The sequence below is a fragment of the Halomonas sp. KO116 genome, assembly GCF_000734975.2.
In the GTDB taxonomy this organism is placed as follows: domain Bacteria; phylum Pseudomonadota; class Gammaproteobacteria; order Pseudomonadales; family Halomonadaceae; genus Vreelandella; species Vreelandella glaciei.
On the sequence record NZ_CP011052.1, the window covers coordinates 3,543,849 to 3,567,612 of the forward strand.

At 54.1% G+C, this 23,764-nt stretch carries 22 protein-coding genes; 10 read left to right on the plus strand and 12 right to left on the minus strand.

What is annotated here, in order from left to right; translation table 11 throughout:
• From KO116_RS16310 to KO116_RS16340, 7 genes are all read left to right on the plus strand, one after another.
• Positions 1 to 1,125 carry an ABC transporter permease gene (locus KO116_RS16310; RefSeq protein WP_035559367.1) on the plus strand — a complete coding sequence of 375 codons (1,125 nt, stop codon included), beginning with the start codon at positions 1 to 3 and terminating at the stop codon, positions 1,123 to 1,125.
• Positions 1,126 to 1,171: 46 nt separating this feature from the next.
• Entirely contained in the window at positions 1,172 to 1,489 is a 318-nt protein-coding gene (locus KO116_RS16315) for a hypothetical protein (protein WP_035559364.1), read from the plus strand.
• Positions 1,490 to 1,493: 4 nt separating this feature from the next.
• The gene (gene phbB, locus KO116_RS16320; protein ID WP_035559361.1) at positions 1,494 to 2,240 is read left to right on the plus strand and encodes an acetoacetyl-CoA reductase; all 747 of its coding nucleotides are present in this window, start codon (positions 1,494 to 1,496) and stop codon (positions 2,238 to 2,240) included.
• Between the two features lie 79 nt (positions 2,241 to 2,319).
• Entirely contained in the window at positions 2,320 to 4,611 is a 2,292-nt protein-coding gene (locus tag KO116_RS16325) for a DUF3141 domain-containing protein (RefSeq protein ID WP_052703786.1), read from the plus strand.
• Between the two features lie 53 nt (positions 4,612 to 4,664).
• Positions 4,665 to 5,186 carry a universal stress protein gene (locus KO116_RS16330; RefSeq protein WP_035559358.1) on the plus strand — a complete coding sequence of 174 codons (522 nt, stop codon included), beginning with the start codon at positions 4,665 to 4,667 and terminating at the stop codon, positions 5,184 to 5,186.
• Positions 5,179 to 5,826, plus strand: coding sequence for a TetR/AcrR family transcriptional regulator (locus KO116_RS16335; RefSeq protein WP_045812156.1), 648 nt, complete (start codon positions 5,179 to 5,181; stop codon positions 5,824 to 5,826). Before KO116_RS16330 ends, KO116_RS16335 begins: the two co-directional genes overlap by 8 nt.
• A 102-nt stretch (positions 5,827 to 5,928) precedes the next feature.
• Positions 5,929 to 7,836, plus strand: coding sequence for an esterase/lipase family protein (locus tag KO116_RS16340; RefSeq protein WP_045812157.1), 1,908 nt, complete (start codon positions 5,929 to 5,931; stop codon positions 7,834 to 7,836).
• A 189-nt stretch (positions 7,837 to 8,025) separates the two neighbouring features.
• Here the strand turns inward: KO116_RS16340 and KO116_RS16345 are convergent, their stop codons facing one another.
• Entirely contained in the window at positions 8,026 to 9,105 is a 1,080-nt protein-coding gene (locus KO116_RS16345; protein WP_035559355.1) for an NAD(P)-dependent alcohol dehydrogenase, read from the minus strand.
• A 205-nt stretch (positions 9,106 to 9,310) separates the two neighbouring features.
• On the opposite strand from KO116_RS16345, the gene KO116_RS16350 reads away from it, so the two are divergent.
• Positions 9,311 to 10,777, plus strand: a complete 1,467-nt coding sequence (locus KO116_RS16350; protein ID WP_035559352.1) for a DASS family sodium-coupled anion symporter — start codon at positions 9,311 to 9,313, stop codon at positions 10,775 to 10,777.
• Between the two features lie 60 nt (positions 10,778 to 10,837).
• On the opposite strand, the gene KO116_RS16355 is transcribed toward KO116_RS16350, so the two are convergent.
• The 11 genes from KO116_RS16355 to KO116_RS16405 all read right to left on the minus strand — a co-directional run bounded on the left by KO116_RS16355 (position 10,838) and on the right by KO116_RS16405 (position 21,215).
• On the minus strand, positions 10,838 to 11,023 hold the full coding sequence (locus KO116_RS16355; RefSeq protein WP_035559348.1) for a CsbD family protein: 186 nt from the start codon (positions 11,021 to 11,023) through the stop codon (positions 10,838 to 10,840).
• Positions 11,024 to 11,161: 138 nt separating this feature from the next.
• Complete coding sequence (locus tag KO116_RS16360; protein ID WP_008957667.1) at positions 11,162 to 12,187, minus strand: DUF2955 domain-containing protein; 1,026 nt, start codon at positions 12,185 to 12,187, stop codon at positions 11,162 to 11,164.
• Positions 12,177 to 13,238, minus strand: coding sequence for an HlyD family secretion protein (locus KO116_RS16365; RefSeq protein ID WP_035559673.1), 1,062 nt, complete (start codon positions 13,236 to 13,238; stop codon positions 12,177 to 12,179). Before KO116_RS16365 ends, KO116_RS16360 begins: the two co-directional genes overlap by 11 nt.
• A gap of 241 nt (positions 13,239 to 13,479) precedes the next feature.
• Positions 13,480 to 13,989 (minus strand): porin family protein, encoded by a 510-nt coding sequence (locus KO116_RS16370; RefSeq protein WP_035559346.1) that lies wholly within the window; start codon positions 13,987 to 13,989, stop codon positions 13,480 to 13,482.
• Between the two features lie 76 nt (positions 13,990 to 14,065).
• Positions 14,066 to 14,986, minus strand: a complete 921-nt coding sequence (locus tag KO116_RS16375) for an EamA family transporter (protein ID WP_035559343.1) — start codon at positions 14,984 to 14,986, stop codon at positions 14,066 to 14,068.
• A gap of 270 nt (positions 14,987 to 15,256) precedes the next feature.
• Positions 15,257 to 16,180 carry a heme o synthase gene (gene cyoE / locus KO116_RS16380; RefSeq protein ID WP_035559340.1) on the minus strand — a complete coding sequence of 308 codons (924 nt, stop codon included), beginning with the start codon at positions 16,178 to 16,180 and terminating at the stop codon, positions 15,257 to 15,259.
• Complete coding sequence (gene cyoD, locus KO116_RS16385) at positions 16,138 to 16,467, minus strand: cytochrome o ubiquinol oxidase subunit IV (RefSeq protein ID WP_035559337.1); 330 nt, start codon at positions 16,465 to 16,467, stop codon at positions 16,138 to 16,140. The genes cyoE and cyoD overlap by 43 nt, the downstream gene beginning before the upstream one ends.
• A 1-nt stretch (position 16,468) precedes the next feature.
• Entirely contained in the window at positions 16,469 to 17,080 is a 612-nt protein-coding gene (gene cyoC / locus KO116_RS16390; protein WP_035559334.1) for a cytochrome o ubiquinol oxidase subunit III, read from the minus strand.
• Entirely contained in the window at positions 17,080 to 19,122 is a 2,043-nt protein-coding gene (gene cyoB / locus KO116_RS16395) for a cytochrome o ubiquinol oxidase subunit I (RefSeq protein ID WP_035559331.1), read from the minus strand. Before cyoB ends, cyoC begins: the two co-directional genes overlap by 1 nt.
• A gap of 3 nt (positions 19,123 to 19,125) precedes the next feature.
• On the minus strand, positions 19,126 to 20,151 hold the full coding sequence (cyoA, locus tag KO116_RS16400) for a ubiquinol oxidase subunit II (RefSeq protein ID WP_035559326.1): 1,026 nt from the start codon (positions 20,149 to 20,151) through the stop codon (positions 19,126 to 19,128).
• Between the two features lie 296 nt (positions 20,152 to 20,447).
• Complete coding sequence (locus tag KO116_RS16405; RefSeq protein WP_035559322.1) at positions 20,448 to 21,215, minus strand: DeoR/GlpR family DNA-binding transcription regulator; 768 nt, start codon at positions 21,213 to 21,215, stop codon at positions 20,448 to 20,450.
• Between the two features lie 311 nt (positions 21,216 to 21,526).
• Between KO116_RS16405 and KO116_RS16410 the strand changes: the two genes are divergently transcribed.
• Together KO116_RS16410 and KO116_RS16415 are read left to right on the plus strand one after the other, a co-directional pair.
• Positions 21,527 to 22,372 (plus strand): outer membrane protein OmpK, encoded by an 846-nt coding sequence (locus tag KO116_RS16410; protein ID WP_052703787.1) that lies wholly within the window; start codon positions 21,527 to 21,529, stop codon positions 22,370 to 22,372.
• 54 nt (positions 22,373 to 22,426) lie between these two features.
• Positions 22,427 to 23,710 carry a NupC/NupG family nucleoside CNT transporter gene (locus KO116_RS16415; protein WP_035559319.1) on the plus strand — a complete coding sequence of 428 codons (1,284 nt, stop codon included), beginning with the start codon at positions 22,427 to 22,429 and terminating at the stop codon, positions 23,708 to 23,710.
• The last annotated feature ends 54 nt before the right edge of the window (positions 23,711 to 23,764 follow it).

Genomic DNA, 23,764 nt, shown 5'->3' on the forward strand with positions numbered 1-23,764 from the left:
ATGCGCAGGATTGCAAACATTTATCGCCTGGGCGTCAAAGAGTTCTGGAGTCTATTGCGTGACCCCATAATGCTGGTGCTGATCGTCTATGTGTTCACTGCTTCGGTCTACACTTCCGCGACGGCGATGCCCGAGACGCTGAACAACGCTCCTATCGCTATCGTCGACGAAGACGACTCACCGCTTTCCACGCGTATCGTATCGGCCTTCTACCCACCACAGTTCGTGCACCCGCAAATCATCACCTTCCAGGAAATGGATGCGGGTCTGGATGCCGGAGACTACACCTTCGTACTGGTTATTCCCGCCAACTTTCAGCGCGACGTGCTGGCCGGACGCGGCCCCGACATTCAGCTCAATATCGACGCCACGCGCATGAGCCAGGCCTTCTCGGGTAATAGTTATGTACAGCAGATCGTCATGGGCGAGATCAATGAGTTCGTAAGCCGCTACCGCGCAAGCACCATCCCGCCAGTCAACTTGGCACTACGAGCGCGCTTCAATCCGGGCCTTGACCAAGCATGGTTTGGCTCACTGATGTCGATCATCGACAACGTGACCATGCTCTCAATCATCCTCACTGGCGCGGCACTAATTCGCGAGCGCGAGCACGGCACCATCGAGCACTTGCTGGTGATGCCAGTGACCCCTGCCGAAATCATGCTGGCCAAGGTGTGGTCGATGGGGGTTGTGGTGTTGCTAGCGGTGACGTTATCGCTGACTTTCGTCGTACGCGGCCTGCTTCAAGTGCCGATAGAGGGATCGGTTGCACTGTTTCTGGCTGGCGCGGCCCTGCACCTGTTTGCCACCACCTCAATGGGCATCTTCCTGGCGACGCTGGCCCGTAGCATGCCCCAGTTCGGCATGCTGATGATCCTGTTCTTGCTACCCCTACAGATGCTCTCAGGAAGCACCACGCCCCGCGAGAGCATGCCCGAGCTCGTCCAGAACCTTATGCTGCTGGCACCCACAACCCACTTCGTCGAGCTAAGCCAGGCCATTCTGTTTCGCGGTGCCGGCATCGACGTTGTATGGGGACAGTTTCTGACACTGTTAGTCATTGGCAGCGCTCTGTTCGCCATTTCGCTGTCTCGCTTTCGCAAGACCATCAGCCAGATGGCCTGATGCAACCCGCGCGCACATCGGCGCATCACACCAGAAGGAATATACAATGAACCACAATACCATCTTACCTCTGGCACTTTATCAAGCTAATCAGAACCTTTGCCAACAAACGATAGCGCTAGTGCAGAAAAGTCAGCAGACATGGTACGAATTGGGTACACAACCCTTCGCTGGCGGCCCCCCAATGCAGCAGATCTTTGATAATCAGAGCGCTCTGCTGCTTGGCCTCTTCGATACGCTGCAAGCCTGGCAGGTACAAACGGGAAAAGCCTTGATTGAGACTGTCAGCGTTGTCTCCCCAGCACTCTACTGGTTAACCGCCAGTTCGCAAGACGATCCGGGTACAACAAAAAAAGGAGACTGAACCGATGACTTATCAGCACACAGCTCTGGTCACCGGCGGTATGGGTGGCCTGGGTGAAAGCATCGCCCGAACTCTGCACGATGCAGGGCATAGCGTTCTCGTCACCCATTCGCCAAACAACGACCATGTCCAGACCTGGCTGCAGAAGCAGGCCAGTGAGGGCTACCACTTCTCTGCCTACTCTGTCGATGTGGCCGATTTTGACGACTGCCAGCGACTCGCAAACGATATCCAAGCCGAAGGCACCGTTGTCGACATATTGATCAATAACGCTGGCATCACTCGCGATACCACTTTCCGGAAGCTCTCCAAGGTCGACTGGGATGCAGTGATGCGAACTAATTTGGACTCGATGTTCCATGTAACCCAGCCGTTTTGCGAAGGTATGGTCGAGCGCAACTGGGGCCGTATCGTCAATATTTCTTCGATTAACGGCTCCAAGGGCCAGTTTGGCCAGACCAACTACGCTGCGGCGAAGGCCGGCATCCACGGTTTCACCAAGTCGCTGGCAATGGAAGTGGCAAAGCGGGGTGTCACTGTCAATACCGTCTCACCCGGCTACCTGGAGACCAAGATGGTGCTAGCGGTTCCTAAGGAGATACTGGAATCGAAGGTGATCTCGCAGATCCCGGTTGGGCGGTTAGGCAAACCAGACGAGTTAGCGGCGCTGGTCGCCTTCATCTGCAGCGAACAAGCCGGTTTCATGACCGGCAGCAACGTGGCAATGAATGGCGGCCAGCATATGTTTTGAACATGCGGCCTAGCGGGATGGGTGGCCATGTCGTCTATCCCGTCCGGTATTTTCTCGCACTCACGCAGGAGAAGTTCTCATGGCAAGCGAAGGTTCCAATGATCGCCCCTGGTATACGGACGCATGGCCACTATTGAGCATGGCTCAAGACTATGCAGCTGCCGCGCTAAGCTACACAACCGATGCATGGCAACGCTCGATACTCTACGCCGATGTGATGCGTCAGCGTGGTGATCAGTACCAAGCACACCTTGAGGATGACGCTCCTCACGTGCTCGACTTTCCCTATGAGGTAGTGATATCTGGCCATGAGCTGCCGCGCCCAGTCAACTATGGGCTGGCGCGCATTCTGCTGTCAGAGGGCTCTCCCCCCGCGCCAAGCACAAGCAAACGCCCCTTCGTCGTGGTTGACCCGCGTGCTGGCCATGGCCCCGGCATCGGCGGCTTTAAGGCCGAAAGCGAGGTTGGCGCTGCTCTCAGCGCAGGACATCCTTGCTATTTTATCGGTTTTGGCCCCGACCCTGAGCCCGGTCAGACAATAGAAGATGTGGTGCTCGCCGAAGTCGCTTTCCTTGAGAAAGTCATCGCACTTCATCCACACAGCGAGGGCAAGCCGGCAGTGGTCGCCAACTGCCAGGCTGGCTGGCAGATATTGATGGCCGCAACCCTTCGCCCCGAGCTATTCGGGCCCATCATCGTGGCTGGTACGCCGGTGTCGTACTGGGCGGGTTGGCCAGGCAAAAATCCGATGCGCTACGCTGGCGGTCTGCTCGGCGGCAGTTGGCTAACCGCACTCGCTAGCGACCTGGGCAATGGCCGCTTCGATGGTGCTTACCTGGTTCAGAACTTCGAGAACCTCAATCCGGCCAACACACTATGGGGCAAGCAGTACAATCTGTATGCAAATGCCGACAGTGAGGCAACACGCTACTTGGGCTTCGAAAAATACTGGGGTGGCTACGTATTCCTCAACGATATAGAGATGCAATACATCGTCGACAACCTTTTCATCGGCAATCGGCTGTCAAGTTCCGAACTGATAACCTCCGAAGGTATTCGCCTGGACTTGCGCAATATCCGCTCGCCCATCGTGGTTTTTTGCTCCAACGGCGACAATATCTCGCCACCGCCGCAAGCAATGGGCTGGATCACCGACCTCTATCGCGATGATGATGAAGTACTCAGCCACGACCAAACCATTGTCTATGCCACGCACGATAACATTGGACATCTGGGCATCTTTGTTTCGGGCAGCGTCGGCCGCAAAGAGCACCGCGAATTCACCAACAATATCGACTTAATTGATGTGCTACCCGCCGGTATCTACCAGACGCAGATTCAGGATAAGCGAGTGGATATGCCCCTTGCGGAACTCGTCGAGGGTGACTATGTGATGTCGATCCAGCGGCGCAGCGTCGAGGATGTGAGCCAGATTGTGCAAGTGGATGCTGAGAACGACCGCAAATTCGCCGCACTCAACCATATATCGCGAATTAACTTAGGTCTTTATCGCCAGTTCGTTCAGCCCTGGGTACGTACCTGGACTACTCCCGAATCGGCACGATGGCTGCAGAGCGTACATCCGTTGCGTCTCTCTTACGAACGCTGGTCGAGCCGCAACCCGATGACTTTGACAGTGGCTGAATATGCACAGAAAATCCTCGCAGCACGCCAACCAGTAGCGGCAGACAATCCTTTCCTGCAGTGGCAACAAGCCTATTCCGATACCGTGATCTCTGCGTTGGATCATTGGAGGAAACGGCGCGATAACGCTTACGAACAAATATTCAACGTAGTCTATGGATCGCCGTGGGTACAAGCCATGGCAGGGCTATCTGCCGATGACTGCCCCCCGCGTACACATCCTGGGGTCTCGCCCGAGCATCTCACTTTCGTTGCTGAAGAAATTGAGCGGCTGCGCGCCGGAATTTATCAGGGAGGCCTGCTTGAAGCCAGTATCCGCGCGCTGCTCTACGTCAGCCGCTTTCGTGGCGAAGCCGACGAGCGCCGCTTTAATCTAGCGGCCAGCTTGCAACAGCCGGACTATCTAGTCCACTTAGATATGGCCTCATTCCGACAGCTAGTACGTCGCCAGGCCAACCTGATGCGCCTTGATCTTGATGCTGCAACCGCTGCCATCCCGCGACTGCTGGCGGACAGCGCCGCGAACGAGATACGCGATCAGGCGCGGCTTCTTGAGCAGATGCTGACCGCCACGGAAGCATTATTGCCAGAAGAAGAGGCAAGCTTAGCGCAAATGCTGAAGGTGTTCGACGATGCAGCCCATGAACAGGAAGCCATCGTCACAGCAGGTAAACGCAGCCTAGGAAGGTCGAACGAAAATAACACTGCCAAGCCTGGAGAGCCATAACCGCCAAGCTTCGTGCCTGACTTATATTAGAAGTATTCACTTAGGAGTCATCCATGTACACCAAATTGCTGGTACCTATAGACGGCAGCCGCACCTCACTTTTAGCCTTGGCACAGGCAAACTATTTAGCAAAGCTGACGGGAGCCAGCATCGAGCTACTACATGTGGTTAATGCAATGGAGTACTCCAATGGTTTCGAAAGCCCGCGCGCCTATATAAAAAAAGTCAGACCCTATTTTCTGAAAGTCGGCAATGATCTGCTCGACAACGCTCGGATACAGCTTGAAGCCCAAGAACTCAATGTCACCACAGTACTTGTCGAGGCCGAGGGCAAACGAGTATCAGAACACGTTGCGGATCACGCAGCTAAGTGCCAGTTCGATCTGATAATTCTAGGCACCCATGGCCGACGTGGCATGAAACGACTTCTCCTCGGCAGCGACGCCGAGCAAGTGGCACGTATTGCGCCGGTGCCCGTCATGCTGGTCAGAGACGTAAACACACAAGCAATTTCTCGTACTCTAGACAAAGAAATGATAAAAGGTGCCGCATTAAAGCAACCAACTGATGAGTAACTGCACCTTGCCTTCCTCTCCTACTAAACAAGCTCGCAAACATCGCCGACTCCCCCCCGATGTGCGTATAGAGCAGATCCTCTGTGCGGCTTTGTACGAGTTTTCGCAACACGGGTTCGCCTCTGCCCGCATGGAGGATATTGCTCAGCGGGCGGAACTCTCGAAAGGCGGCCTCTATGCTCACTTCAAGAGCAAGGAATCGATATTTGAAGCACTACTATTAAAACGCCTGACACCAAGGTTCAACAATCAGCAGTGGGTGCTCAGCGGCGGCGACTCCCTGAGCGAAGCTATCGAATCCTTTATTGATCACCTCTATAGCCAACTGAGTGATCCAGATGTCATAGCTATGCTGAAGCTGCTGATGACGGAAAGCCGACGCATCCCTCATCTTGTTGATTTTTGGCGCAGGGAGGTAATTGACAAATACCTCGCAGAACAACAGGCCATTTTGAAAACTGCAGCCGATAAAGGGCATCTTCGTCACAGCGCCTTCCTTGAAGACGCAGCGCTGCTAATGGCACCAGCGCTATATGGTGCCATTTGGCAAATGATTTTTGATGAAGCGACTGCCGCCGCCACCGTTGGCTCGCTGCGCCGAGCCCATTTGCGAATGCTGCATGAATTCTTAGCACCATGATCAACTGATGGTTGACTCCCAAATCACCGTTAACTGTAGGTAAAGTTCATTCACTAAAAATCGCCCCGAAAGCGCCACATGACCGATTAATAAGGTGTCGTTGTGAAACCAGCTAAGCTTATCACCTTACTCAACACGCTACTTATTATCCTAATAGTGAATGGTTGTGCCATGGTTGGCGTCTCTTCGCTTAGCCCTGGTGAGTATATCGCGCTTAAACGCGGAGACCTGCTTACCAGTGGCGAGCTAAGCGCAGCTACCCAGGAAACCATCAAAGTTATCGGGCTGGATGAAGGGAGATGTCGTGAGCACTCCCAAAACTGTATAGATATATTATCCAGCACCGCTGGCATAGCTGAAGAACGCAGACTTTCCGCACTGGCAGAACTGTGGCTTCAAGAAGCGATGTCAAAAGCAGGATCATCAAGTGATATCCCGAGTACCGAGGCTGACATTTACGCTTGGATTGAGGTTGCCAGACATACTTATGCTTACTTGTTTTTCTCCGAACGATCTCCTGGGGAACGCGCCTTCGAAGATCGTCAGATACAAGTACGCGACTATTATAACTATTCAGTTCAACAGATTGTTTCATGGCTTTTTCAACAGAATCTCTCAGCCATTGAAGATAAAAGCCGCTCCTATTCTTTGGATACGCCTAGGCTTTCTGGCTGGAAGGTTACAACCGACTTCACCGGCGTACGCTTCGCCGGCGACATCGACTTACCCGAGAACCTAGTTCCAGCATCTTCACTGGTCTTTTCCGGCTTGCGTAGCACTTATCGCCGTGACGGCTTTGGTGCCGAACTGGTCGCGGTAATAGACGATAGCCTCGCGCTTCATCGCGCTCGACCTTATAGCGAAATGCCTTTTCCGGCACTCACCGCACTAATCCATTTTTCCGGTGAGGATTTAGCTCAGGTGCTATCGACTCAATCACTAGAGGTGATCGTAAGAGACCCCTACCAAGACGCCAGCATACAGTTGCATGGGCAACAGATTCCCCTAGCCGCAAATTTCACTGCGGGCTATGGACTATGGCTGGCGCATTCAGGCTTTTCGCGTCAGGCCATACGCTCTCTGCTAGGCCACAGCCAAGGTATCAACCGACCACACCTTTATATGATGCAGCCCTTCGATCCTGAGCGACGCATCATCCTCATGCTGCATGGCCTTGGCAGTAGTCCCGAAGCCTGGGTAAATGTAGCTAATGAAGTGCTGGGCGATGAGAGCCTGCGGCAACATTTTCAGGTATGGCAAATCTACTACCCTACCAATATGCCACTGCCGATTAATCATACGGCGATACGACGCACTGTGAATGAAACACTACTGGAACTTGACCCCACCACAGAAACGCTGGCTTCACAAGGTATCGTTCTAATTGGCCATAGCATGGGGGGTGTATTGGCGCGCCTGATGGTCTCTTCTAGCCAAGGTAGGTTGTGGAGCGAATTCGTGGAACAACGCCAATTGCCAAAGGCACATAGGCAGCTCGCCCAACAACGCCTAGCCCCCCTACTACGTTTCGAATCGCTACCAGAGATAAAACGAGCAATTTTCATCGCAGCACCACATCGCGGCACACCGGTGGCCGGTAATCGTCTAGGGAGAGCAGTCGCTCGTTTCGTTCGTCTACCACTCACCCTGCTGGAAGAGTTCGACGATGTCATCAGGGCTCTGGCTAATACTGACGCCGAATCAGATGGGGCATACCTGCGCCTTCCCAACAGTATCGATAATTTGAGTGAGGCAGATCCGTTCATTAGAGCAACGGCCAATCTGCCTATCTCCCCTCAAGTTCACTACCATTCTATCATTGCCCAGCGTGACACCAGTGTACCGTTAGAGGTTTCAGATGATGGGATAGTGCCGTACGCCAGCGCACATTTGCCGGGAGCCATATCAGAAAAAGTGTTTATCGCTGGGCACAGCGTCCAGGAAACGGCCCAAGCGATTCTGGAAATCAGGCGTATCTTGCATCAAGACCTAACCGAATATAGTAATTGAAATTCAACCCAGCTGCGTCTTACCACCACTGCCTAGTGCTCTGCGCAGATAAGCAATGATGACAGGTATAAAAGAACGGGCGGAGAAATTTCGCCACAAAAGCAGAGTACTGTACCAGGAGGCGTGAGCTGAGCACACCTCCTACTGAAGAACAGCCTTGCTGCTGAACATCAATCTTAGCTTTGAACCTCAGGAGACCTCAAGCGCCACTTTCAATACGCCGTCTCGCTGGTGGGCGAAGAGATCGTAGGCTTCGACGATATTCTCCAGCGCATAGCGGTGGGTGACCATGGGCCCAAGATCCAACCGACCGGCGTCGATGATGCTCATCAGCCTGCGCATGCGCTCTTTACCACCGGGGCATAGCGAAGTGATAATCTTATGGTCGCCGAGGCCAGCACAGAAAGCGCTCAGCGGAATCGTTAGGTCTTGGGAGTAAACGCCCAGGCTGGAGAGCGTTCCGCCGGGTTTTAACACCCGCAGGGCGGATTCAAAGGTCTGTTGCAGGCCAAGCGCTTCAATCGCGGAGTCGACGCCGCGCCCGCCGGTGAGCTTGAGAATTTCCTCGACCACATCCACCTTGCGGAAATCCAGCGTTACGTCCGCGCCCATCTGCTTGGCCATGGCCAAACGCTCATCAACCCCGTCTACCGCAATGATCATCCCGGCCCCACGCAGCCGCGCCCCCGCCGTGGCGCATAGGCCAATCGGCCCTTGGGCGAAGACCACCACCGTGTCGCCGATTTTGATACCGGCGGCTTCGGCACCGGCAAAACCGGTGGACATAATGTCCGGGCACATCAGCACCTGTTCGTCGGTTAGGCCATCCGGCACTGGCGATAGGTTAGCCTGGGCATCCGGTACCAGCAGGTACTCGGCCTGGGCACCATCGATGGTGTTACCAAAGCGCCAGCCGCCCATCGGTTTATACCCGTGGCCGTGGTGGCCGCCATCTTGTGAGCAGCAATCATCCTGGCAGGCGTAAGAAGTAAAGCTGGGGCAAATGGCGCCAGCAATTACCCGCTGGCCTTCCTGGTAGCCTTTTACGTTGGCCCCCAGTTTTTCGATCACGCCCACGGGTTCATGGCCAATGGTCAGGCCACGCTCCACCGGGTACTCACCTTTCAGGATATGGATATCGGTGCCGCAGATCGTGGTGGTGGTCACGCGCATCAGGGCATCGTTGGGGCCAATCTCGGGGATGGGTTTATCGTCAATTTCGATACGGCCGGGTTCAACGAAGATGGCCGCTTTCATCATGGTAGGCATGGGTCGCTTCCTCAGTGAGGGGAGTCAATGGCACCTCACCATTAAGGCATAGTTGGAAGCGGAAATGATTGCGCTAGATCAAGCTTCGAATTGACGTGAGGCAAGTTGCCAAGCGCCCATCCGCTCTAGACTTAAGTAGCCACTCAAGCACTGCTTTATTGCCTGTGAGCGTACCGCAGCCACCTACTTACTATAGGGTTCCACGATGCCGACGCTACCTTTCAAGCCCTTGCCAACCGCTATTGCGGTGGCGATCACTCTACTGATATGGCTGGCTATTCCACTGCCGGAGGGTCTCACTTCGGACGCTTGGCTGATGCTGGCAATTTTCGTGGGGACGATTGCCGCGATTATTGGTAAGGCAATGCCCATAGGGGCCATCTCAATTATTGCCATTGCGATTGTGGCGGCGAGCGGGGTGACCAGCGACAACCCAGGTACCGCCATTAACGATGCGTTAAGCAGCTACTCCAACTCGCTGATCTGGTTAATTGCCATCTCGATTATGATCTCTCGGGGGCTAATCAAGACAGGGCTAGGAGCCCGCATCGGTTACTATTTTATCTCCATCTTCGGCAAGAAGACGCTGGGGATCGGCTATAGTTTGGCGTTTTCAGAGCTTTGCATTGCACCGGTTACTCCCAGCAATACCGCTCGCGGCGGCGGAATCATGCACCCCATCATGCGCTCTATTGCTAAAGGTTTTGACTCACGGCCGGAAGACGGCACTTCGAGCAAAATCGGCAAATATTTGGCACTGGTGAACTATCACAGCAACCCGATTACTTCAGCAATGTTTGTCACTGCCACTGCTCCCAACCCACTGACCGTGGAGCTAATTTCCATCGCTACAGGGGCGGAAATCCAACTGAGCTGGATGACCTGGGCGCTCGCCATGCTACTTCCTGGTTTGGTCGCCATTCTGGCCATGCCCTATATTCTTTACCTGCTTTATCCACCGGACATTAAACAGACTCCACACGCCACACAGATGGCACGGGACAAACTTGCCGAAATGGGGAAGATCAGCCGGGATGAAGGCATTATGCTGTTTGTCTTCTTGGTACTATTGCTGCTGTGGGCAGATATACCGGCGCTATTTATGGGCGACTCGGTCACCCTCAATACCACCACCTCCGCGTTTATTGGGCTATCGATACTGCTGCTGACCGGCGTATTAACCTGGGATGATGTACTGGCAGAAAAGAACGCTTGGGATACCCTGCTCTGGTTCGGCGCCCTCATTATGATGGCGACCCAGCTCAACCAGACGGGCTTGATCGATTGGTTTTCCACCAATATGCAAGACTGGATCACCATGATGGGCATCGGCTGGATGGGAGCGTCCGCTTTACTAGTCCTGACCTTCCTTTATACCCACTACTTTTTTGCCAGCACCACCGCCCATATCACCGCTATGATGGCTGCCTTCCTTACCGTTGGATTGAGCCTTGGCGCCCCGCCTATGCCTTTTGTTCTCATCATGGCCGCTACCTCTTCCATAATGATGACGCTGACGCACTACGCCACAGGCACCTCACCGGTAGTTTTCGGCTCAGGTTACCTAACGCTAGGCGAGTGGTGGAAAGCTGGCTTCATCATGAGCGTGGTTAATCTAGCGATTTGGGTACTAGTGGGTGGATTGTGGTGGAAGCTATTGGGTCACTACTGAGGGGTTGCAATAAACGCCAACAGGGGGCCGAAGCCCCCTTTTGGTATCAGAGTTACGTTATTAGCGCTTTTTCTTTTGGCTATCCTTGGCGTCGCCTTTGCCTTTTTGCATTTCACCTTTCGCCTGCTGGGCTTTACCTTTAGCTTCTGTTTTGTGACTGTCAGTCGCTTTGCCTGCGGCTTCTTTGGCTTTACCGGCTGCTTTGTTGCCCGCGCCTTTTGCTTTATCTTCTGTACCCGTTGCCATGACAAACACCTCTAATCCGTTAGTAGGGAAAGCATCGTATGTGAAGGTGCACGCGGCACGTCAATTACATATCGACACCTCATCAGATTAGCCTTTATTAAAAAAGTTGCGCTACTTTATTTATGATTTATGGCAGGTTTATGTGGTTAAGCGGGTTGGCTCCCAGCGGTTCAATAAAAAATGCAGGCAGGCCATGACGAGCAGGGTGAGTGTCAGCGCGACGCTCATGGAGGAGAAGCGGTAAAGCGCGCTATAGATCAAATCTTGCTGCGGGCCTAGCGATTGTCCAAACAGAATCCCCAAGGTGGTTAGCCCGCCAAAACCGATCCCCGACCCGGCGCCTTCAATGATATGTTCTCGCGCAAATAGCATTAATCCCAGCCAGTAGAGCAGCATCACCAGTAGAAAGTGGTGGCTCTGGGTATAAAGCAGCAGCTGCATCAATAGCGCTAGATTACAGCCCAGCAGCGTGCCCACGGCACGCTTGGCGGCGGAGACCTTCGCACCGGAATACCCCAGCGCAAACAGTACCAAGATGGTAGCCATCTGCGCGGAAAGCGACCCCTGCAAGTCAAACACCTGAAACACCACAAAAGAGAGCGTGGCGGTCAATGCGCCAATCAAGGTTTCATGGCGTATCTGCGAGGCTGGCTTGGTAGCCCCCGGTGGTGGCTTACGCGGTTCAACATCAGGAAAAAGCGTATGCATCAGCATGGCGATAAACACTGCCAAACCGCTGGCAACAAGATTGCAGGCCAATAGGTCGCTCAAATCCACACTCGGGTAACTGGCGAAGTGGAGCAGAATGCTGAGCGTCAGCACGCCGTTAGCGCCAAACAGAAACAGCGGCCCTTTCGCCATCAGGTTAAAGCGAAACAGAAACATCGCCAGCACCACCAACGTCATCACCACCGGCATATGCTTGAGCAGCCCGACCACCAAGCTCACCTCAAGCACATTGAGCGATACGTTGGCTAAAAACTGGCGAATGATATGGCCATTGAGAATAGGCACCATGCCGAGCAGAAACATCGGGAAAACGGTGAAAAACACCCCATAGTTCCAACCCATTAGCTGGCTGATCACAAAGCCCAGCGCACCGCCGCCCGCCACGCGAAGGCACTGCCGCAACCCGTTCTGGGTTAGCCTAGACTCAATAAACATAGTGAAGCCAGCTGATCAGGTGTGACTGCAGCCATACAAAAGGCTTGGCTAGGGCCGCGTCACCGGGTTGAAGCTGCACCGTGGCACGTGCGCCGCTGGCGAGAGCGTTGGCAACCGGTTCTGTTAGCGCGATGTGCACACGCATGCGCTGGGCATCGCGCACCCAGCGGTCGGTGGTGGGAATATCGGCCAGTTGGCCATCGGCAACCAGTTGCCCTTCGCGCACGCCAGCATCCATGGCGAGCATTTGTGCATCAAACACTTGCCCCGGCCAGGCATCAAACACCACCCGCGCCGGATCACCGGGGGCCACATGGCGCAGGCTCTTTTCACGGAAATCGGCAATGATATCTACCTCATCCGCCACCACGGCTAACGCGGGCTGGCCAGCCTGTACGTAGTCCCCTACGTTCAGTTGCAGGTTGGTCACACTTCCCGCTTGCGCCGCGCGCACCTGAGCATGAGCAAGATCCAACTGGGCCAGGGAGAGCGCGTTGTCGGCCTGGCGCAAACGCAGGTTGGTCTCGCCTGAATCGCCCAGTTGGACTTCCAAGCTAACGATTTTCGCCCTGGCCGCTGCCACACTGGCTTGAGCGGTATGCTCAGCGGCCACCTGCTGTTCGTACTGTTGACGCGATACGCTTTGCCGCGCCATTAGTGTTTCCGCACGGCGAAGCTCGCCCCGCCGCTCGGCAGCCGTGGCTTCAGCGGAGGCCAATTCCGCTTGCGCGGAGGTGAGTTCTGCTTCTAATCGGGCATTCTCCCGCTCGGCCTGTTCGCGGTTTAGCTGCGCCTGCTCAACGGCTAACCGAAACGGCGCCGGGTCTATCTGAAACAGCACCTCGCCCTTTTCCACATGCTGGTGGTCGCTCACCAATACGGCGCTTACCGGACCGCTAAGTTCAGGGGCAATCCGCGTTACCGGCCGCATCACCCTTACTTCGGGTGTCATGGGCATAAAGCTATCGGCCAGCAGAAAATAGATAAATAGCAGCACAAAGGCAGCAAGCGCTACCTTCACCCAGCGGGCAAATGTTTGGTCGGGGGTCATGCAGAGCTCACTTGTTAGCCACCAGGCAACCACCTGGCCAGCGCCATTCATCGGACGCGCATCATTTAGGGAATAGCATAAGAGACTTTAGTCTAACAATTAATTAGCGCGCTAACAATATGAACTTGCCTGTCTGCTCTTACATTACTGGATAGAAATGGTTAAAAAACAAAAACCCCCATGGCGCTTCGCCATGGGGGTTTGGATATAACTAACGAGTAAGCTACTACTTTAAACGCTATTAAAACCGGTAGCGTAAGCCAACACTGGCCGCATCGAAGGTGAAGTCAGATTTATCCAGGTAGCGCATGTAATCTGCGCCGACGGACAAGTTGGGAGCTATGTCCATTTCAGCGCCACCACCATAGGAGAAACCACTCTCCCGGTTGTCACTGACCTCAACTTCTGTGAAGCCCGCTAAACCGTAAAACCGCACTTCTGGCGCCACCGGGAAAATCCCTTTTGCATAAGCACCGGCGAGATGGTCTAGGTCAGCGCCACCATCGGAACCGCCCGTGCCTAAGTGTCCTTCAAGCGCAAAGTAGTCATTAAATTGAGCACCGCCGCGTAGACGAAGGCCTACGGCATCACGGGACGAGCCTCTTTCTGGATCCAGGTTCCAGAACATTGCGTCACCGCCTACATATCCTTGTGGGTAGGTGAAGGATTGCTGTGCTTGAGCAGACATTGCAAATGCGCCTGCGCCAACCAGGAGTGCCGCCGATGTAAGTGATACTAGGGACATCTTCATAGGTTGTACCTCAGTTAAAAAACAGTGTTTCCTTACTCCATGCATTGTGGTCCATAACCATGAAGAACGCAAATGATTACCTTCCTTTGGATAAACTGAGCACCACAATACCGCCCACCACGACCGCGCCACCCACTAATTGGCCTAGGCTAAGCATTTGTCCTAGAACGAAATAACCCAGCACCAGAGAGGCTACCGGCTCGATATTCATCACCGGTGCGTTGCGAGCCATATCGAGCCTGGGTACAAAGATAAACAGCGTCGAAAACGCGGAGCCATAGAGCAGCCCCAGCAGTGTTAGCCCTAGCCAGCCCGCACTGTTATCCGGCAGACTCATCCCCCCTGGCACTACACCCGCAATGCCACCAATAATCATGACGATAAACACCGTTTGCATGGTCAGCAGGCTACGCAGCGTACTGCCTACCCCAGCCAAGCGGTGTTCGGTAACCCATAGCGCGCAAGCAAACACAAAGGCGGCCATCAGCCCGAAGCCAATCCCGGCTATCCAACCTGGGCCCATGCCATCTGCACTGGCAACCCACGAAGGAATATCCAGCACCACCAACAGGCCAATTAAAATAGTCCCCATGATCAGGCAGCTACGCAGGGTGGGGCGCGGCCCGCCCAGTGCCCAGCTCAATAACGCCAATTGAATGGGGAAGGTATTCACCAGCAGTAGCGCTATCACCACCGGCAGTCTTGCCACCGCTGAATATAGACTGACGCTTTGAACCGCAATCAGCAGCCCCACGGTGAGTTGCCAAGGCCATGAGCCTGCGGGTAGCCATAGGCGCTTGCGTTGCACGATGACCAGCGCCACCAAAATCAAGCAGGCAACGCCCGAACGGGTTAAAACGGCTAGTAACAACCCCGTACCATTATCAAATGCCAGCCGTGCGGAAACGTGGTTGGCGGCGAACATGGTGGCCACGGTCATCATCAATAGAATCGCCAGATGGCGCGGCAATAGCTTGGGCAGTGTGGGCGCTGACATAAGGACGTAATGGCTCGTTAAGGGAGTAAAAGACTCTCGTTAAGGGAGAAGAGACCAAGGGACAATCGAGCCAGTGAAGCATACCTGGCGGTAAAAAGCAGGCTAACGAAAAGCGCACACTGCTTTCTGAACCGCAGTATTTTATACTAAAGTCTAATGCATTTCTTCCCTTATCCTGTCTTGGCTGTAGAAGGACAACAAAACGCCCCGAGCAGATAAACCGCTTGGGGCGTTTTGATTAACACAGATGGCCTCTAACGACCATTACACCTACACCAGCATGGGCACCATCGCCTCCAGCACCATGACTAAGCTCATCGCGGTGATGGTGAGAATGGAGACCCCAAATACCTTCTTGGCCCAGCGCACATCATCGTCTAATCGATAGCCACGCAGCGCCAAGTAGAGCCAGTAGCCGCCCATGGTCAGCGCCACACACAGATACCCCATGCCTGCTTGACTGGCCAACACCAGCGCCAGCGAAGCGGGAATAAACGCTACGATATAGCCCAGGATATGGTGCTTGGCCATTTTGACCCCACGCACCACCGGCAGTACCGGGATCGATGCTCTTTGATAATCCGCGTAGCGGAAGATCGCAATCGCATAAGAGTGCGGCATCTGCCACAGGCAGAAAATCACTAGCAGCATAATGGCACCGCTGTCGAATTGTCCCGTGACGGCGCAGTAGCCCACCACCGGTGGCATGGCTCCCGAAAGGCTGCCCACCAAGGTGCCGTATTCGGAGCGGCGCTTCATGTAGAGGCTATAAATCCCCACATACACGCCCCAACCAATCACTGCTAAGGCTACGGTTAACCCATTGGTTCCTAGCGCCAGGCACACCACCCCCGACACACCCAATAGCGCCGAAACGCCCAATGCCTGGGTGATGGAAATGCTACCCCTAACCAGTGGGCGATGGCGCGTACGCGCCATTAGTGCATCAATATCGCGGTCGATGACGTTGTTACACGCACAGCCCGACGCAATGATTAACGCAATACCCACCATAACAGAGACAAAGCTGAGCCACTCAAACTGCCCCTGGGCGGCAAGAAAGTAGCCGCCCAAAGTGGCAATCAGGTTACCCCCGATGATGCCGGGCTTTGTCAGTTCGAGCAGATCCCGCCAACGGCTAGGTGCCGTGATCAGCCGATCATCATGTTGAGATGCAAATGCTGCATGATCCACAGCGAGCCTCCTACCACTAAGACGAGAATCGTCAGTGTGAAGACGAAGGACATCACGTTCCAGCCTTCGTCGGCTTTGGTATTCATGTGCATGAACATGACCAGTTGCACCAATATCTGCAACACAGCGGTCACGGCCACTACGATGACAGTGGTCAGTACACTAAGCGTGCCACTCATCACCACCCCAAAGGGGATAATGGTCAGTATCAGCGACAATACCAGTCCTGTCACATAAGACTTTACGCTGCCATGGTTATTAGTGGGGCTAGTCGGAGAATGACTCATCTCACAGCACTCCCATCAGATAGACGAATGAGAAGACACAGATCCAGACGATATCGAGGAAGTGCCAGAACAGACTTAGGCACAAAATCCTCGGCCGGGTCATGTCGTTCAAGCCCTTGGTATAAAGCTGAACCAGCATGACTAAAATCCAGATCAAACCAAAGGTGACGTGCAGCCCGTGGGTGCCGACCAAAGTAAAGAACGACGACAAAAAGGCGCTTTTGTCGGGGCCATAGCCTTCATGAATCAGGTGCTGGAATTCGTAGATCTCCATGCCCACGAAAGCCGCGCCCAGCAAGAACGTAATGCCCAGCCATGCTTTCACCTGACCCAGGCGTTCGGCATTCATCGCCAACACACCCATGCCGAAGGTAAAACTACTGAACAGCAGCAGGAAGGTTTCGACCAGTACAAACGGTAGCTCAAAGATATCGGCAGCCGTTGGGCCTGCCGCCGTGCCTTTCATCAGCACGGCGTAGGTAGCGAACAGTGACCCGAAGATCACTAAATCGCTCATTAAGTAAACCCAAAAACCAAACAGCTTGGTGCCCGCCGCATCGTGATGCTCGTGATGATCGGCCGATCCTTCGTGATGTAACGTATCCGTTGCCATTACGCTTTCACCTCCACGTAGCGTTGCTTACCTTCGCGTCCTTCAACCTCGGCAGAGGGTTTGTAGGGATCGGAATTTTTAACGCGTTGTTGATGCTCACGCTCGATACGCTCAACTTCAGCAGCGGGAACGTAGTAGTCGATATCGTCGTTAAACACCCGCGCCATAAAGCTGACAAAGACACCGATGGCACCGACTCCTGCCAGCCACCAGATATGCCACACCAAGGCAAAACCAATGACCAGCGCAAATAGGCTGATGACAGGGCCAGCCACCGTGTTACGCGGCATATGAATATCGGTGTAAGGCGCTTCTTCCTGCTGCTCATTACTGCGCTGCTTTTGTGACCAGAAGCTGTCGATGTCACCGACGACTGGCAAGCGGGCGAAATTATAAAACGGCGCAGGTGAAGAGGTTGACCACTCCAAGGTGCGGCCATCCCAGGGGTCACCGGTCACATCAGCGTTCAGTTTGCGGTCGCGGATACTCACCCAGAACTGGATGATGGTGCAGGCAATACCCATCATGATGATTACCGCCCCTACCCAGGCCAGGATCATCCACGGCTGCCATTCAGGGTTGGCGTAGGACTGCATGCGGCGCACGGCACCGAAGAAGCTCAACACGTAAAGTGGCATAAAGGCGACATAGAAACCGATAAACCAGCACCAGAACGAGCGCTTGCCCCACTTTTCGCTTAGCGTGAAGCCAAACGCTTTGGGGAACCAGAAGGTAAGACCGGCCATCATGCCGAACACAACGCCGCCAATAATGACGTTATGGAAATGAGCAATAACAAACAGGCTGTTATGCAATACAAAGTTGGCTGCGGGTACCGCCAGCATGACGCCGGTCATCCCCCCCAGGGTAAAGGTGATAATAAAGCCCAGGGTCCAGAGTACCGGCGAGGTTAGTTCCAGGCTTCCACGGTAAATGGTGAACAGCCAGTTGAAGACTTTCACCCCGGTAGGAATGGCGATGATCATCGTCATAATGCCGAAGAAAGCATTGACGTTGGCGCCCGCCCCCATGGTGAAGAAGTGGTGCAACCAAACAATAAATGACAACAAGGTAATCGCAATCGTCGCCCATACCATGGTCATGTAACCAAACAGCCGCTTCCGGGCAAACGTCGAGATCACTTCAGAGAATACGCCGAAGGCAGGCAGAATCAGGATATAGACTTCTGGGTGGCCCCAGGCCCAGATGAGATTGACGTACATCATCATGTTGCCGCCAAAATCATTGGTAAAGAAGTGCATGCCGAAGTAGCGATCCAGCGTTAGCAGCGCAATCGTCGCGGTCAGAATCGGGAACGAGGCGATGATCAGCACGTTGGCGCACAGCGAGGTCCAGGTAAAGATCGGCATGCGGAACATGGTCATGCCTTTGGTGCGCATCTTTAGAATAGTCACGAAGAAGTTGATACCGGTGAGCGTCGTGCCTATCCCCGATATCTGTAACGCCCATATCCAGTAATCGACCCCCACCCCGGGACTAAACTCGATCCCCGATAAAGGCGCGTAGGCAAGCCAGCCGGTTTTGGCGAATTCGCCCACCACCAGCGAGATATTGACTAATATTGCCGCTACAGCAAACAGCCAAAAACTCAAGTTATTCAGGAAGGGAAAAGCGACGTCGCGGGCACCAATTTGCAGAGGTACCACCAGGTTCATCAGACCGATGACCATGGGCATGGCGACAAAGAAGATCATGATCACGCCGTGGGCGGTAAAGATCTGATCGTAGTGCTCAGGCGGTAAATAGCCCGCTGCGCCCCCGGCGGCCATGGCCAGTTGGGTACGCATCATAATCGCATCGGAGAAGCCACGTAACAGCATGACCAGCGCGACGATGAAGTACATGATACCGAGCTTTTTGTGGTCAACAGAGGTAAACCACTCGTTCCACAGCCAGCCCCATTTACGGTAGTACGTTATTAAACCAAACAGCGCTATCCCACCAATGGCCATAACGGCCGCCACGACCATAATAATCGGCTCGTGGTAGGGAATGGATTCTAAACTGAGTTTTCCAAACACGGCTTAACCCCCTGCTTCAACGCTAGCAGGATGTGTGCGCATAGCATGATCCTGATTAGCATGGTTATCGGTGTGGTGACCAGATGCGGCCGCTTGATGGGTGCTAGGTGCGTTATCACCATCGGAAGAGTCAGCGTGGTCGCTGCCCATTGAGTGATCGCTGTCCATCTCGTGCTCACCGCCCGTGTGAAAGCTTTTCAAAATGCTTTCGTATAGGGCTGGTGAGATCGCAGAGAAGTACTCTACTGGGTGCGATTCGCTAGGTTCCGCCAGCGCTTCGTAGCCTTCAGGGTAAGTCAGCGTTTCAGAGGCACCGCGCACGGTTTCAACCCAGTCATCAAACTCGCCGGGGGTAGTCACCTTGGCTTCAAAGGTCATACCCGAGAAGCCCGCGCCACTGTAATTGGTAGAGCGACCTGGGTAGCTGCCCATTTCATCGGCAATCAGATAAACATCGTTATCCATGCCCGCCATGGCGTAGATTTGGCTACCAAGATGGGGAATGAAGAAGGCATTCATGACCGAACCCGAGCTAACGCGAAAGCGCACTGGAGTGTCGACGGGAAAGGCTACTTCATTAACGCTCGCCACGCCCTGCTCGGGATAGATAAACAACCATTTCCAATCTAACGCCACCGCCTGAATCTCAATCGGCGCTACGTCGCTTTCCAACGGCTTGTGTGGATCCAGGCTATGCGATGTTTTCCAGGTCAACAGCGCAAGCACCGCGATAATCGCGCAGGGCACGATCCAGATCACCGCTTCAATTGCGTTGGAGTGTGCCCAGTCAGGCAGGTATTTCGCTACGCTGTTACTACGCCGATACCGCCAGCCAAATAGCAGCGTCATCGCAATAACAGGAATGACGACAATCAACATCAAGCCAAAGGAGGTGAGGATCAGCGAGCGCTGCTCAGCACCAACTTGGCCTTTCGGGTCTAACAGGGCCGAACTACAGCCTGCCAGAAACAGACACAGCGCAAGGAGCACCAAAGTGCCTCGCCTGCGCCATAGAGAGCGTCGTTGCATGGTGTGATCTCGTGAAATGTTCAATAAACACTAGCCTCTATATAGCAGGCTAACTATCACCCCATACTCTTCCCAAAACATGCTCCTACGAGCACAAGAACATGCGTAGTGCACTGAGCGTCACTGCTCCGGGAAGAATATGCGCCGCCAAGTGGGAACAGCGGCGGGTCTTGCTCGCCTAAGCTTTAAAAGCAACAGCAAGTAAGACGAAAGTATTTTCTATTGATCTAGATCATGAAAGAAGTGGCGCATTGCCGCACCCAAGCTATTGACGGGGATAGGCAAGCGAAAAACCTCTACGCCACGGTTACCACTGGCACATCGCGACCATGTCCCCCTAGCAGTTGCGGCGCACCCTCTTCGTCGGTAACAACTACATCAAAATCATTTAGGGCTGCGAAATAAGCCGGTCGCACCACGCCAAACTTGCTGGCATCCACTACCAGCAAGCGCTGCATCGCGGTGGCAATGGCGGCCTGTTTAGGCGCTACTTCGTGAAAGTGGAAACAGCTTACGCCGCGCTCCAAATCCACCCCCGCCGCGGAAATCAATGCTTTATTGATGCCCAATCGTTCAATGGCGGCGGCCATATTGTCGCTGCCAAATGATTGTGAAGCGGCATAAAACAACCCGCCCAGTAGCACAAGGCGTACGTTGGGCAAGGCGGCAACGGCATTGGCGACGTTGAGTGCATAGGTCACCACCGTCAGTTCACGAAAGTGACTTAACTGACTCAGCAACGGAATCAGCGTCGAGCCACAGTCAATAAACAGCGTATCGCCCTCTTCAATAAAGGCGAGTACTCGCTGGCAAAGGCGATACTTCGCCTGATAGTGGCTAGCCTGCTGCTCGGTTAAGTCGTAAATCGGAGTGACACCAGGATAGTTCGCCATCACCAAGCGCCCGCCCAGCAGGCTCATCGCAGTAGGCTGGGTAGTGAGATCGCGGCGGATGGTCATCTCCGATACATCGCACAGCTCTGCAGCATCGCGCAGATGAAGAGTGCCGCCACTGGCTAGCGCTTCCTGAAGTTTGGCAAGGCGCTGAGCGCTGCGGCCATTCATGGTGGGCATCTCCTTATCAACCCCTCTTGTTGTGATTAGCGCAACATAAGCCTTCATGCTGCCTCTTGTTGCGTTTCTATGCTGAGCGAGCAGCGACGGAATTTCCACTGGAACAGCGACCATTAACGCTATTCGTGATGCTTACGATAGCGATATGACATTTAAATAGCGTTGATGTGACAATACTTGCAAATCAGCGTTAGAAAAATAACACTAAATGTTATAATTTTAACATTAACGCCAGCCCGCACGATTATAACCACGGATAGCCACACTCAAATGGCTCCGCGACAACCCCCGTTGAGGCTTACATGACTGCTCGAAAACACACTCGCTCTTCATCGCTTGTCACCCTTAGTGCTGGCGCTTTACTGACAAGTACTGCCCTAGTCACTCCAGCATTTGCAGACGACGCTCAGCCCCACCCGCTTGACCGGCTGTGGTCGTTTGCCAATGTCTCGGTCAACTATCTCGATTGGTCGAACGGCACCGAAGCACGCACCGCCTCTAACGCGGCGAAAAGCGACTTTATGTTTCTCGAAATTGAAGGCGGCGCTGGCTTTAGCTGGGGCGAATTTTACGGCTTCTTTGATTTCGAGAACCCCACCCATGACCAGTTCGATGAGTCCAGCGGTGGCCAAGACAACTTCCGAACCGCGGGTAAAATAACCTCGCACATTTATCTGGGCGACAGCCCGCTGTCGATTTATGCCCACCTTTACGACTTCCGTGATTACGGGTACGAAAGCCGCGAGCAGGATCAGATTCTGGGTTTAGGCTACCGCACCACCTTCGATAACGGCCTGTGGTTTAAACCCTTTATTGGCGCGGCGCGGGTGCAAAGTAACAGCTATACCGGCATGAACGGCTTCATGGCTGGCTGGGTCGCGGGGTATGATTTCTCGGCGCTCAACCAGAACTTCAGCGTCACCAACTGGCACGAGCAAACGTTTGGCCGTGATGACGATTATCTGGAGCAAAATTACGTTGGCGATACAGCAGGCAGTGTAGGCACCAACGGTGCACTGAGCCTATGGTGGCATCCGAGTGAATTGATCACCACCGGTATTCAGTATCGCTACTCTGATAACAAATTGGGCACCCCCAATGATTATCAGAATGCGATGATCTACTCCGTCAAGCTCAACTTACTTTAAACGCGTTACTGTCTATAAAAACGTTACTTACGCGCTGACGCGAAGGATCCCCCTATGACACTCCTTATGAGCTTGGTGGGTATGGTCACTCTGGTGGCCATTGCCCTGATCTTCTCTTACGACCGTAAATCGATCCGGCTACGTACCGTGCTGGGCGCCTTTGCTATCCAGGCGGGTATCGGTGCCTTTGTACTTTACGTGCCCTTCGGTCAGGCGGTGCTGCAGGCCATCTCCTCTGGCGTTAGCCAAATTTTGGTGTATGCCAATGACGGTATCGGCTTTCTGTTCGGCGGCTTAGCCGATGTGGATAACGTCGGCTTTGTGTTTGCCATCAAAGTACTGCCGGTGATTATCTTCTTCTCCTCGCTGATCGCCGTGCTCTACTACATCGGCATTATGCAGTGGGTCATTCGCATTCTGGGTGGCGCACTACAGAAAGCACTAGGCACTTCGCGTACTGAATCGCTCTCTGCAACGGCCAATATCTTCGTCGGGCAAACCGAAGCGCCGCTGGTGGTGCGTCCGTTTATCGCCCGCATGACGCCGTCGCAATTGTTTGCGGTGATGTGTGGTGGTCTGGCGTCGGTCGCCGGTTCAGTCTTGGCGGGTTACGCCGCGCTGGGTATTCCCATGGAGTATTTGGTAGCAGCCTCCTTTATGGCGGCACCGGGCGGGTTGCTGTTCGCCAAGCTGATCATGCCGGAAACCCAGGATGTGTCCGATAGCGACAGCGTTTCCAAGGTAGAAGAAGAAATTGAAGCCCAGGAAGATAAGCCCGCCAACGTGCTGGATGCGGCGGCCTCCGGCGCTACCTCGGGCTTAATGCTGGCCGCCAACGTGGGCGCCATGCTGCTCGCCTTCATCGGCTTAATCGCTTTGATTAATGGCATTCTCGGCGGCGTTGGCGGCTGGATGGGCTTTGAATCGCTTAGCCTGGAACTAATCTTGGGCTGGCTGTTCGCCCCGCTGGCGTTCCTTTTAGGTGTACCCTGGGAAGAAGCTACGCTGGCCGGCTCGTTCATCGGTCAAAAACTGGTGGTCAACGAATTTGTCGCCTATATCAACCTAGCGCCCTACATTGATGGGGAACAGGTGGTGGCGGCGACAGGTCAGATGATGACACCGCACACCATGGCGATCCTCTCTTTTGCGCTGTGTGGCTTTGCTAACCTCTCCTCCATTGCGATTCTGTTGGGTGGTTTGGGCAGCATTGCACCGACTCGCCGTAAAGAGATTGCCCGCTTTGGTGTCAAAGCCGTATTGGCCGGTACACTGTCCAACTTGATGTCGGCCTCAATTGCTGGCTTCTTTATTGCCCTAAGTAACGCCACTGCTTAACGCAGCGGGGTTTACTGAAGGTGACGGGCACTGCGGCTTTATCCGCAGTGCCCG

Bases quoted from the DNA above. Each gene is read 5' to 3' on its own strand.
- KO116_RS16415 (WP_035559319.1), top strand. From the start codon at position 22,427: ATGACACTCCTTATGAGCTTGGTGGGTATGGTCACTCTGGTGGCCATT.
- KO116_RS16360 (WP_008957667.1), bottom strand. From the start codon at position 12,187: ATGTTTATTGAGTCTAGGCTAACCCAGAACGGGTTGCGGCAGTGCCTT.
- KO116_RS16330 (WP_035559358.1), top strand. From the start codon at position 4,665: ATGTACACCAAATTGCTGGTACCTATAGACGGCAGCCGCACCTCACTT.
- KO116_RS16410 (WP_052703787.1), top strand. From the start codon at position 21,527: ATGACTGCTCGAAAACACACTCGCTCTTCATCGCTTGTCACCCTTAGT.
- KO116_RS16315 (WP_035559364.1), top strand. From the start codon at position 1,172: ATGAACCACAATACCATCTTACCTCTGGCACTTTATCAAGCTAATCAG.
- KO116_RS16375 (WP_035559343.1), bottom strand. From the start codon at position 14,986: ATGTCAGCGCCCACACTGCCCAAGCTATTGCCGCGCCATCTGGCGATT.
- KO116_RS16405 (WP_035559322.1), bottom strand. From the start codon at position 21,215: ATGAATGGCCGCAGCGCTCAGCGCCTTGCCAAACTTCAGGAAGCGCTA.
- KO116_RS16325 (WP_052703786.1), top strand. From the start codon at position 2,320: ATGGCAAGCGAAGGTTCCAATGATCGCCCCTGGTATACGGACGCATGG.
- KO116_RS16335 (WP_045812156.1), top strand. From the start codon at position 5,179: ATGAGTAACTGCACCTTGCCTTCCTCTCCTACTAAACAAGCTCGCAAA.
- KO116_RS16370 (WP_035559346.1), bottom strand. From the start codon at position 13,989: ATGAAGATGTCCCTAGTATCACTTACATCGGCGGCACTCCTGGTTGGC.
- KO116_RS16355 (WP_035559348.1), bottom strand. From the start codon at position 11,023: ATGGCAACGGGTACAGAAGATAAAGCAAAAGGCGCGGGCAACAAAGCA.
- KO116_RS16365 (WP_035559673.1), bottom strand. From the start codon at position 13,238: ATGACCCCCGACCAAACATTTGCCCGCTGGGTGAAGGTAGCGCTTGCT.
- cyoA (WP_035559326.1), bottom strand. From the start codon at position 20,151: ATGCAACGACGCTCTCTATGGCGCAGGCGAGGCACTTTGGTGCTCCTT.
- KO116_RS16345 (WP_035559355.1), bottom strand. From the start codon at position 9,105: ATGCCTACCATGATGAAAGCGGCCATCTTCGTTGAACCCGGCCGTATC.
- KO116_RS16310 (WP_035559367.1), top strand. From the start codon at position 1: ATGCGCAGGATTGCAAACATTTATCGCCTGGGCGTCAAAGAGTTCTGG.
- KO116_RS16350 (WP_035559352.1), top strand. From the start codon at position 9,311: ATGCCGACGCTACCTTTCAAGCCCTTGCCAACCGCTATTGCGGTGGCG.
- phbB (WP_035559361.1), top strand. From the start codon at position 1,494: ATGACTTATCAGCACACAGCTCTGGTCACCGGCGGTATGGGTGGCCTG.
- cyoD (WP_035559337.1), bottom strand. From the start codon at position 16,467: ATGAGTCATTCTCCGACTAGCCCCACTAATAACCATGGCAGCGTAAAG.
- cyoC (WP_035559334.1), bottom strand. From the start codon at position 17,080: ATGGCAACGGATACGTTACATCACGAAGGATCGGCCGATCATCACGAG.